Genomic DNA, 10,871 nt, shown 5'->3' on the forward strand with positions numbered 1-10,871 from the left:
CACAAACAAGATGGTTATCAATATGCGTCAATTAACTCCGCTTTACTCCAATAAAGGCGTTTCTAGTAATTAGACAAGTTTGGCGATCGCGCCCAGCCCTGCTATCCGAATTTTGGTTTAGGATATAAATTTTCCCTCTAACAAATAAGTTGTGTGGAAAATCTGACCTTCTGCAAATTTTGAGTACCGAATTGTCAGTAACGAGCGGGCTAAAGCCACGCTCGCTTGTAAGAGAAATCGAGCAAGCTATGCTGACCAGACCCCTCGCAAGAGGAGACGTTATTTAGGTCACGACACCGGCGAATGATCCGCCAGTTTTGGGCTCTGTCACCTGCGATTAAACAGTTTTAAAGTCACTGAAACAGTGTCGCAGGTCTAACAAGCCTTTATAACCAGGTCGAGGCGAACATTACCCCGCAAGGGAGACTGAGGCAACCATACCTCATCGGAGGGGCAACCATACCCCTCCAACCCGAAAGGGGAAAGATTCAAGGCGATTGAAATCGCCGAGTCGTTTTCCTCTCAGGACTGAAGTCGCTGAGTTTGCCACTTACCGAGTTTTTTTATGAAAAATACAGATCCCTTAGAAAATCCTGAACTCGATCGTGCCAGTCTGTTTGTATTAATGATCCCAGTCATCGGCTTTTTCCCCGCCCTGTGGACTCTTTACCGCCGTAAGGGTAGTCCCGAACGCAAAGCCATCAGCCGCTTGGCAATTGCCCTTGCTTTTAGTTGGCTCTTAGGACATATTCTTTTAGAAGCTGGAGCGATTTCTGCGGAATCTCCGACACTTCCCATGTTATTAATGAGTAGCCTGCTAACAACCAGCTATTTCATCGTTGCTCTGGGACTGATGGTTCGCCTCTGGAAGCGTCAACCGCTATGGTTGCCCGGAATTAGCCGCGTAGCCGAGCAAGTGGTGGGCAAACATTTATCATAATTTAGGGTTCTTTTAAGCCCCTACCCTATTGATTGAGTGCGTCTTCAGCTTGATACTACATATTGCCATTATCTTTTTTATTTTTGTTGTGTGTGAGGAAGCCAGTGCCAGCTCAAAAAATTCCTAATCAAGACCCTATCCAACAATCAACTGCTCAACCTGCAACCAAAAAAGCTTCCCAGCCCCATCGAGGCCGCTGGCTGGGTTTTGGTTTTGGTTTGGCTGGAGTAGCAATGCTCTCAGCCACAGCCGGAGCATTGCTAGCCGTCTCCCTTTCTACAACGCCGCTTCAGCAACAAAAGTTGAGCCCTGAAGAAGCAGCAGTATTTTCTCAAGGCGACATGGCAAAGCTCAACATGAAGATGCCGGAGCTGACTCGGCCAGTTAATATTTTAGTTTTAGGACTTAAAGTTCTGACCTCTGACATCGAAGGAAGTGTCAACAAAAATGTCGGACACGAGGTTTGGGAAAACTCATTTAAGGGCTTAACCGATACCATGCTGTTGGTTAGGTTTGACCCTCAAAATAAAAAGTTAAGCGTGCTTTCCATTCCGCGAGACACCCGCACCTATGTTGAAGGTAGAGGGGAGGTGAAAATAAACGAAGCTAATTACCACGGGGGCCCAGCTTCGTCAGCGAAGTCAGTCAGCGGACTCCTGGGCGGTGTGGGAATTGACCGCTATGTCACAGTTAATATTCATGGTATCAAAAGTTTGGTCGATGCCCTGGGCGGCATTACTATTAATGTCCCTAAAGACATGAAGTATACCGATCATAGTCAGCATTTATATATAGATTTAAAGGCTGGCAAGCAGAAGCTAAACGGCGAACAAATCGTGCAATATTTGCTTTACCGACACGACGATTTGGGTGACATCGGGCGGGTGCAGCGCCAACAATTGTTGATGCGGGCTTTTGTGGAACAGGAAGTAAATGTAGGTTTGCTGTCTCGACTACCGAAGATTTTATCGGTGATTCAGTCTCACCTGGACACGAATTTGAGTATAGAAGAATTGGTGGCTTTGGCGGGTTTTGCTACTCAAACCGATCGCGCGGGCGTGCAGATGTTGATGGTTCCCGGCAAATTTAGCGATTCTAAGGACTACAAGTCAAGTTTTTGGTTGCCAGACCAATATGCCATCGAAACTATGGTGGCCGAACATTTTGACTTCGGCCAAAATACTTGGCAAATTGAGAATGCTGATTCGACTTTTCTGAAGGTGGCGATTCAAGATAGTACCGGAGATCCATCGGCTGTTGAAGCTTTTGTCAATAATTTGACTCAAGCCGGTTATCGGAATGTTCAGGTTTATAAAGCTTGGCCCGAACCGCTGGAGGTAACTACTCTAGTAGCTCAACAGGGCGATCTTAAAGGTGCTCAAGCAATTCGCCAGTTTTTGGGTTTTGGAGATGTGCTGGTTGAGAGTACGGGTTCTTTGCAGTCCGACGTGACAATTAGATTGGGTAAGGATTGGTTGGACAAAAAGGCTCAGTCCGGCAGTGCGGCTAAGTCTTTTTAAACTGGATTTTAACAGGGGTATTTGTAGGGACACAGCATTGCTGTGTCCTCTTCTTTTCTGTTGGTAGAGATGGAGGCGATCGCTTTTTTGTCGATTTACCGATACTATATTTTTTGGTGTTGACATCCACCCCGCCCTATAAGGGCGAGGATTCCCAAACCTCACGATTTAGGTTTCTGCTTCTGTCCCTGACGGGGATTTCGCACCAGCCTTTACAGATTTACTCTGTTGGGGTCTTACGGTCGCTCCACAGACTGAAACGGCAAGCCCTGCCGCCAAAATATTTTTTGCCGCGTTGATATCTCGGTCATGGTGCGTTCCACAACTAGGACAGTCCCATTCCCGAATATTCAACGGCATTTTTTCAACGATGTGTCCGCAATTTCCACACCGTTTTGAACTCGGAAACCAACGGTCAATTTTAATTAAAGTGCGACCATACCAATCGCACTTGTAATCAAGTTGTCTGACCAATTCACCCCAACTCGCGTCACTTATAGCTAGAGCGAGTTTGGGGTTCCCGATCATATTCTTCACAGCTAAGTTTTCTACGGCGATGGCGCAAGTTTTCACGCACCAACCGCGTTGTTAACTTGTGAAGATTATCTTTTCTTGCATCAGTTATTTCTTGATGCACTTTCGCTACCTTAAGCCGTGCTTTGTAACGGTTATTCGATCCCTTTTGCTTACGACTTAAAGCTTTCTGCGCTTTTCCGAGCTTGCGATACTTTGCCTTAAATCCTTTGGGATTGGCAATCTTTTCGCCTGTGCTTAAAGCGAGTAAGCTTGTGATTCCCAGGTCAATACCAATTTGATTATCGGTTCTGGGTAATTTTTCAATTTCAATATCTACCAGCAGAGAAACTGACCACCTGCCCGACGCTGCAAGCTTCACTGTAATAGTCGATGGCATTGCACCATCAGGTAGTGTACGGCTCCAGCGAATTGGTAGCGCTTGGGTGCTTTTTGCCAGGTAGACTTGCCCATCCCTGAATTTGAATGCTGACGAAAGTAAATTCTGCACTGCCACCATTGCGCTTCTTTTTGAAGTTAGGATATTTTGCCCGTCCATCAAAAAAATTGGTGTAGGCAGTTTGCAAATGTCTCAAGGATTGTTGCAATGGCACACAGCTAACTTCGTTAAGGAAATCTAGTTCTTCAGTTTTCTTCCATTCGGTTAACATTGAAGAAGTCTCAGCATATCCTACTCGTTTCTGTTCTGTGTACCAAGCTTCTGTTCTTACTGCTAAAGCACGGTTGTAGACCAAACGAACACAACCTAAAGTACGTCGCAACAAACTTTCTTGTTCCGGCGTTGGGTAGAATCGATAGCTGAAGGCTTTGAGTGTCATGCTGACCTTAACTACGCTGTTTCACATACTAGCACGTCTTGTGTGAAAGGGTATGCCTTAACAAAAATTCATGTAAAGCCGTCCTTTTAGGACGGGGTTTCAGGCCCATTTTTTTGATGAACAAGGGTGCTAAAATAGACCGACAGCGCGAACATCAGGCCAATGAACGCACCTTTCTTGCATGGTTACGAACTTCACTGGCTTTAATTGGTTTTGGGTTGGCGATCAGTCGGTTCAGTTTATTTCTGCGTCAATTTCAAGCTACAGTGACTCAGCAAGAAGTTTCCTCCCCTCCCTTCTTCAACTCCGAAACTTTAGGGCTGAGTCTGGTCGTTTTTGGGATTGCGGTCATTCCCCTAGCAGCATGGCGTTATAATCGAGTTTTCTGGCAAATTGAGCGAGGTGATTATCGCCCCAATCGTGTGCTAGTTTGGATTCTGACTGGAGTTGTAATGATTTTAGGAACGTTAAGCATTCCGTTGTTGCTATGGCGCGATCGCGGAAATATTACTCCCACTTCAACTCCTAAAAACTCTCAATTCTAAGTTAACCCGATCGCTTAGCTAAAGTGCCTATTCCTTTGTTGATTAAAGGGGCGGATTTTCGGCAAATCTCGATCGCTCTTTAATCCAATCGAGTAAAATAGGATTGACCAATTCCGGCGCTTCATCCTGGGGACAATGGCCCACTCCCTCCAAAGGAATAAACTTTTCAACAGCCGGAAACTTTGCCAATTCTCGCCCCAAAGCGATCGGCTCCCAAGGATCGTCCGTACCCCACAAAATCAAAGCCGGACAGCTTAAACGCGGCAACAAATCCTCCGGTAGCGGCCCTTGAGAATAACTGATAAATGCCACAAATACTTCTACTGCGCCGCTGTCTTTGGCAGGTTCCAGCAGCATATTTACCAGTTCGTCGCTGACAGCTTCAGGACGGCGATATGCTTGCAAAAGCACTTTTTTTACTGTTTTTGGCGTTGCTAATTGTTTAAAAAATAATTGACTTATCCACTTGACATTTAAAACCTTTTGTGCTATGGGGGCTCCGAAACTGCGATACCAAGGCAATTCGGCGCGTTTACGATCGTGCAGCAAGCGCAGGGAACAATTGAGTAAAATTACGCCAGAAGCAATATCGGGAAAATCCACTGCTGCTTGCATAATTGCCACACAGCCGATCGAATTTCCGACCAAAAAAGCCGGCCCGCCCGCAACTTCCCGACAAAAATCAGCAATTAGCTGTCCCCAAGTTTCAAAAGTATAGTCAATTTCAAGTTTGGGCGCGGGTTTAGCAGAACCGCCAAAACCGATGAGGTCGATCGCATAACAGCGACAATCAGCAGCCAACGCCGGCAAATTCTTGCGCCAGTGGCCCCAAGACGCACCAAAACCGTGGACAAATACCACCGCAGGCCCCTGGGAACCCGCAGCCTGGTAGCAAATGGGAAAGCCTTTCCACAGCCAAGTTTGAGGCGAAATAAGTGTTGACAAAGCGGGAGTAGAAGATGTCATGCGATTTTAGATTTTAGATTTTAGATTGGGCATGGGGCATAGGGCATGGGGCATGGGGCATTGTTAGCTGCTGACTGCTGACTAATGACTAATGACTAATGACTACTTTGCAGTTAGAGCCGATATTATGTCACGATTAAACCTGCTGACTTCTTTGCTGTATTAAAATTTCCCTTATGCCAACGATCATTTCCACTGCTGTCGTACCGTTTCTGGGGTCGGAAATTGTACCAGACTACGACACCGCCAAAGTAGTTATCTTACCAATTCCCTACGAAGCTACCACCACTTACCGCCGGGGGTGCGAAAACGGGCCCGCCAAACTTCTAGAAGCTTCTCATCAACTCGAGTGCTACGACGAAGAATTGGATTCCGAAGTTTGCTACGATGTCGGAATTTATACACAAGAGCCGATCGCCGATACCCGCAACAGGCAACCAGTTTCATCCTCAGAAATGCTGCAAGTCACCCAAGCAGCAGTGCACCAGCTAGTTACCGAAAATAAATTTGTGATCTCCCTCGGAGGCGAACACAGCATCACTGCCGGCGTTGTCGAAGGTTATCGCCAAGCATACCCGGATGAACCTTTCACAGTCGTGCAAATCGACGCCCACGGCGACTTGCGGCACGAGTACGAGGGCTCGATTCACAACCACGCCTGCGTGATGCGACGTATTGTAGATATGGGCTTGCCCACACTGCAAATCGGGATTCGCGCTATCTGCAAGGAAGAAGCAGACTTAATTAAAGCAAAACAGCTAAACGTGATTCGAGCTCGCGAAATTGCTACTCAACCGGATTGGGCCGATCGGGCAATTGCCAGCATAACAACTAAGCGAGTATTTTTGACGATCGACTTAGACGGCATCGATCCGACGTTAATTCCAGGGGTGGGAACACCCGAACCGGGCGGGTTAAATTGGTATTCCCTCACCGGATTTTTGCGCCGCGTCTTCGAGTCCTACGAAGTAATCGGGTGTGACATTATGGAATTAGCACCTATTGTAGACTCTGTAGTCTCAGAATTTACCGCCGCCAAATTAGCATACAAACTTATTGGATACCAAGCTCTGGCTCAAGGTTGGCTAAAGCCAGACGAGGGATAAATCGCGAAGTACGCATCACAATAGGCTGTTGGCAAGGCTAGAATTAAGCTAAAGCTAAACAACAGCCAATTTTATTCGTGCTGATTGTTTCATCTTTCATGCTGGCCAATACTGCTCTTCACCTCCTGAAAACATGAGTTTACTAATGGATACAACGGGTACTCCCATTAACGGCTACGCTCCCGATTTTGAACTGCCGGGAGTTGACGACGAAGTTCACCATTTAGCTCGATATTTAGAAAAATTTCGGGCGATCGCGGTGATATTTATGTGCAATCATTGCCCTTACGTGCAGTTGTATCTCAATCGTATGAAAGAACTTCAAGCAGATTTTCAAGATCGAGATGTTACTTTAATCGGGATTAATGCTAATGATGCAAACCAGTATCCCGACGACAGTTTTGAGAATATGAAAATTTTTGCCGCCAACAATCAACTCAACTTCCCGTACATCCGAGATGTTGCTCAAGATGTGGCTGAAAGTTTTGGGGCTTCTAAAACGCCGGAGGTTTTTTTGTTAGACCAAGACGGCAAACTGCGCTATAAAGGTTTAATTGACGACAACGCTGACGATCCGGCGGCGGTGCAGGTTTCTTATCTGCGGAGTGCGATCGACCAATTGCTCAACATTCAACCCGTTGAGCCTTCAACTACAGAGGCAATAGGCTGTTCTATCAAATGGCGATCGTAGTCATTAGTCAGCAGTCATCAGTCATTAGAAGATGATAATCCTGGACAAACAGCATCTACTTGTAAGGTGTGCGCGGCGCACCTTACTACTACAGATAGTGTAGATCGGCCTAGGGCAAATTATAATACAGCCTTGTGGAAAGAAAACGCATTTTCAACTCGATCGTCGCAGCCGCTGTAGCGCTGACACTGCTGATTGCTTGGAACTTGTTTAAAAGCGTTTCCCCAACAACAACACAGCAGCAAACGTCCTTAAACGTATCCGCTGCTATCAGTCTCTCGAAAGCTTTAGGGGAAATCAAAACTGTTTATCAAAGCAGTAATCCGAATTTTACTATTACTTATAATTTTGGTGCTTCCGGTGCTCTAGAACAGCAAATTCAGCAAGGCGCCCCGGTAGATGTATTTTTCAGCGCCGCCACCAACCCAATGGATGCTTTGCAGCAATCTAACCTGCTAATTAACGACACGCGCCGCAATTTGCTGACAAATCGCCTAGTTTTGATTACTCCCAAAAACGGTGTTGCTTTGAGCGATTTCAAACAGTTGACAGATGCCAGAATCAAGAAAATTGCGATCGGCGAACCCAAGAGCGTACCTGTCGGACAATACGCTCAGGAAATGCTAAATAAACTTGGATTGTGGGGGCAAATACAGCCAAAATTAGTGCTAGGAAATAACGTCCGCCAAGTGCTGACATTCGTCGAAAGCGGTAACGTTGATGCTGGTATAGTTTATGCGACTGACGCCACAGCCTCCGACAAAGTAACTGTGCGGCTAACGGCTGCCGAAAATTTGCATTCGCTCATTGTTTATCCGCTGGCAGTTATCAGAAACAGCCGCAATCCGGCTGCTGCGACAGCGTTTGTTGACTTTTTGGGGGGCGATCGGGCTAAAATAGTATTTCAGAAATACGGATTTGGTACAGCTCGTTAATTAGTGGTAAAAATTGTAAATATTCAGAAACCTTTCTTCTCTTCCTTCGTGTCCTTAGCGTCTTCGCGGTTCGTTAAAATAAATCTCATTCACAAATTATTTAAAACTACCTATAGTTAATCCAAAATATGGAATTTGACTTATCTCCATTATGGATATCTCTGAAATCATCAGCCATCGCCACATTCTTTACATTCTTTCTCGGAATAGCCGCCGCCCGGTGGATGGTTTCAACTCGCATCAGAGGTAAAGCTTTGATTGAAGGGATTTTAATTTCTCCCTTAGTTTTGCCGCCCACAGTAGTCGGATTTTTACTGCTGCTGCTGTTTGGGAGAAATGGGGCGATCGGTCAATTCTTGCTACAATTCGGCTTAAGTATAATTTTCACTTGGCAAGCCGCCGCCATTACTGCCACAGTTGTATCATTTCCCCTGATGTACAAAACTGCTTTGGGAGCTTTTGAGCAAATTGATGCCAATCTTCTCAACGCAGCCCGCACTTTGGGAGCCTCGGAGTGGCAAGTCTTTTGGCGCATTATGTTGCCGCTAGCATGGCCGGGAATTTTAGCAGGAACTATTCTCGCCTTTGCCCGCGCTTTGGGTGAATTCGGCGCGACGTTGATGTTAGCGGGGAATATTCCCGGACAAACTCAAACTATCCCGATGGCAATTTATTTTGCTGTGGAAGCTGGGGATATAAGGCAAGCTGGTATTTGGGTTTTGATTATTCTGAGTATTTCTTTGAGCGTGCTAACTGCTGTTAATTTTTGGACTGATTTACAAAGGATATCGCCCAAACCGAATTCTAGCCAAAGACTGCAATCAAATCTTCCTAAATTCGCGTCTAGTTTTACCACAAAACCCCAACAACAACCCAAAAGCGGACTTTGTTTAAGCATTTTTAAACCTCTCTCCAGCTTTGCCTTGGATGTAGGCTTCGATATCGGCCCGGAAGTGCTCGGAGTTTTGGGTGCGTCGGGTTCCGGCAAAAGCATGACTCTGCGCTGCATCGCTGGTTTGGAAACTCCCAGCAGCGGTAAAATTGCAGTCAACGGCAAGGTTTTATTTGACTCAGCACAGGGCATTAATGTAGCTTCTAAAGACCGCCGCATCGGTTTTTTGTTTCAAAACTATGCTTTATTTCCTCACCTGACTGTTGCTCAAAATATTGCGTTTGGCTTGCAGCATTTATCCGAAAGCGAGCAAAAACTTCGGGTAAAAGAACAGCTAATTTCGGTGCAAATGTCGGGACTGGAAAACCGCTACCCACACGAACTTTCGGGGGGCCAACAGCAGCGGGTGGCTTTGGCGAGGGCGATCGCCCCTTCTCCAGAATTGCTACTGTTAGACGAACCGTTTTCTGCTTTGGATACTCACTTACGCAGTCAACTGGAACAGGAGTTAATGCAGACTCTGGCTAATTATCGGGGAATTACTTTGTTTGTCAGCCACAATTTAGAGGAAGTTTACCGGGTGTGCAAAAATCTGTTGGTGTTGGCGGAGGGAAAGCCGATCGCCTTTGATACCAAAGAGAACATTTTCGATCGCCCGCGCAACTTCACCGTCGCCCAGTTGACTGGCTGTAAGAACTTCTCTGCCGCTAAACCGATCGCAGAAACACTCGTCGAGGCGATCGACTGGGGCTGTACTCTGACTGTAGTCGAACCAATTCCCAAATCTCTAGTTTCTGTGGGAATTCGGGCTCATCAACTGAGTTTTGTTAGCGGGTGCGATCGTGAAAATACTTTTGCTTGTTGGATCGCCTCGACTGTGGAAACTCCGCACCGGGTGACATTATATCTCAAATTGCACTCGCCTCCCAATGATTCCCAAGATTATCACTTGCAAGCCGAAGTTTTCAAGGAAAAGTGGAGGGCTATTAAGGACAATCCTTTTCCCTGGTATGTTCATATCGAGCCAATTAGGTTAATATTAATGGAAGCCTGAGTTAACTAGCAATATACCGTTAACCGTCAACACTCAACAGTTAACAGTTAACCGTCAACACTCAACAGCTAAATACATCTTAACCAAACATCAAATCATGACTCAAAAAGTAAAAAAAACCGACGCAGAATGGCAACAACAACTTACGCCAGAACAGTTTAAAGTCACCCGCAAAAAAGGAACGGAAAGAGCTTTTACTGGCGAATATCACGACAACAAGAAAACCGGAAGTTATAAGTGTATTTGCTGCGGTACTGAGCTATTTAAATCTGAAACAAAGTTCGATTCCGGTACTGGTTGGCCGAGTTTCTACGCTCCCGTTAGCGAAGAAAATGTCAAGTGTGAGTCCGATAACACCTTGTTCATGCGCCGAACAGAGGTACTGTGCGCTGTTTGCGATGCTCATCTCGGTCACGTATTTAACGACGGGCCGAAACCTACCGGTCAGCGTTACTGCATGAATTCTGCTGCTCTTAATTTCGTTCCCAAGGATTGAGTCTTTTAAGGGCGGGCTAAGAGTGCCTAACCCCTACTCCCCACAAAAAATAAATCCGGTTGTGGAACAGGCATCTTGCCTGTTCACCTAGCATTCACAGAAAAAAAATAAATCCGGTTGTGGAACAGGCATCTTGCCTGTTCACCTAGCATTCACAGAAAAAAAATAAATCCGGTTGTGGAACAGGCATCTTGCCTGTTCACCTAGCATTCACAGAAAAAAAATAAATCCGGTTGTGGAACAGGCATCTTGCCTGTTCACCTAGCATTCACAGAAAAAAAATAAATCCGGTTGTGGAACAGGCATCTTGCCTGTTCACCTAGCATTCACAGAAAAAAAATAAATCCGGTTGTGGAACAGGCATCTTGCCTGTT

12 protein-coding genes are annotated in these 10,871 nt (G+C 45.9%); 8 read left to right on the forward strand and 4 right to left on the reverse strand.

Annotated features, from left to right (window positions below):
• Nucleotides 1-565 precede the first annotated feature (565 nt).
• Nucleotides 566-940, forward strand: coding sequence for a hypothetical protein (locus QUB04_RS30450; RefSeq protein ID WP_333290351.1), 375 nt, complete (start codon nucleotides 566-568; stop codon nucleotides 938-940).
• Nucleotides 941-1,044: 104 nt separating this feature from the next.
• A complete protein-coding gene (locus QUB04_RS30455; RefSeq protein WP_333290353.1) occupies nucleotides 1,045-2,460 on the forward strand; it encodes an LCP family protein in 1,416 nt (471 codons plus the stop codon).
• Between the two features lie 168 nt (nucleotides 2,461-2,628).
• On the opposite strand, the gene QUB04_RS30460 is transcribed toward QUB04_RS30455, so the two are convergent.
• From QUB04_RS30460 to QUB04_RS30470, 3 genes are read right to left on the reverse strand one after another with little or no spacing between them, the layout of a single operon-like run.
• Entirely contained in the window at nucleotides 2,629-2,988 is a 360-nt protein-coding gene (locus tag QUB04_RS30460; protein WP_333290391.1) for an RNA-guided endonuclease TnpB family protein, read from the reverse strand.
• The gene (locus QUB04_RS30465; RefSeq protein WP_333290355.1) at nucleotides 2,951-3,493 is read right to left on the reverse strand and encodes a transposase; all 543 of its coding nucleotides are present in this window, start codon (nucleotides 3,491-3,493) and stop codon (nucleotides 2,951-2,953) included. Before QUB04_RS30465 ends, QUB04_RS30460 begins: the two co-directional genes overlap by 38 nt.
• Nucleotides 3,381-3,812, reverse strand: a complete 432-nt coding sequence (locus QUB04_RS30470; RefSeq protein ID WP_333290357.1) for a transposase — start codon at nucleotides 3,810-3,812, stop codon at nucleotides 3,381-3,383. The genes QUB04_RS30465 and QUB04_RS30470 overlap by 113 nt, the downstream gene beginning before the upstream one ends.
• A 116-nt stretch (nucleotides 3,813-3,928) precedes the next feature.
• On the opposite strand from QUB04_RS30470, the gene QUB04_RS30475 reads away from it, so the two are divergent.
• Complete coding sequence (locus QUB04_RS30475; protein ID WP_333290359.1) at nucleotides 3,929-4,357, forward strand: DUF202 domain-containing protein; 429 nt, start codon at nucleotides 3,929-3,931, stop codon at nucleotides 4,355-4,357.
• A gap of 42 nt (nucleotides 4,358-4,399) precedes the next feature.
• On the opposite strand, the gene QUB04_RS30480 is transcribed toward QUB04_RS30475, so the two are convergent.
• Nucleotides 4,400-5,323: an alpha/beta fold hydrolase gene (locus QUB04_RS30480; protein ID WP_333290361.1), complete on the reverse strand. Its 924-nt coding sequence runs from the start codon at nucleotides 5,321-5,323 to the stop codon at nucleotides 4,400-4,402.
• Between the two features lie 176 nt (nucleotides 5,324-5,499).
• Between QUB04_RS30480 and speB the strand changes: the two genes are divergently transcribed.
• From speB to msrB, 5 genes are all read left to right on the forward strand, one after another.
• Nucleotides 5,500-6,429, forward strand: coding sequence for an agmatinase (speB, locus tag QUB04_RS30485; RefSeq protein ID WP_333290363.1), 930 nt, complete (start codon nucleotides 5,500-5,502; stop codon nucleotides 6,427-6,429).
• A 133-nt stretch (nucleotides 6,430-6,562) separates the two neighbouring features.
• On the forward strand, nucleotides 6,563-7,120 hold the full coding sequence (locus tag QUB04_RS30490) for a thioredoxin family protein (protein WP_333290365.1): 558 nt from the start codon (nucleotides 6,563-6,565) through the stop codon (nucleotides 7,118-7,120).
• A gap of 134 nt (nucleotides 7,121-7,254) precedes the next feature.
• Nucleotides 7,255-8,055 (forward strand): molybdate ABC transporter substrate-binding protein, encoded by an 801-nt coding sequence (gene modA / locus QUB04_RS30495; protein WP_333290368.1) that lies wholly within the window; start codon nucleotides 7,255-7,257, stop codon nucleotides 8,053-8,055.
• A gap of 128 nt (nucleotides 8,056-8,183) precedes the next feature.
• Nucleotides 8,184-10,001, forward strand: a complete 1,818-nt coding sequence (modB, locus tag QUB04_RS30500; protein ID WP_333290369.1) for a molybdate ABC transporter permease subunit — start codon at nucleotides 8,184-8,186, stop codon at nucleotides 9,999-10,001.
• 97 nt (nucleotides 10,002-10,098) lie between these two features.
• The gene (msrB, locus tag QUB04_RS30505; protein ID WP_333290372.1) at nucleotides 10,099-10,497 is read left to right on the forward strand and encodes a peptide-methionine (R)-S-oxide reductase MsrB; all 399 of its coding nucleotides are present in this window, start codon (nucleotides 10,099-10,101) and stop codon (nucleotides 10,495-10,497) included.
• Nucleotides 10,498-10,871 lie beyond the last annotated feature (374 nt).

This window comes from Microcoleus sp. D2_18a_B4, from assembly GCF_036702475.1.
GTDB lineage: Bacteria > Cyanobacteriota > Cyanobacteriia > Cyanobacteriales > Microcoleaceae > Microcoleus.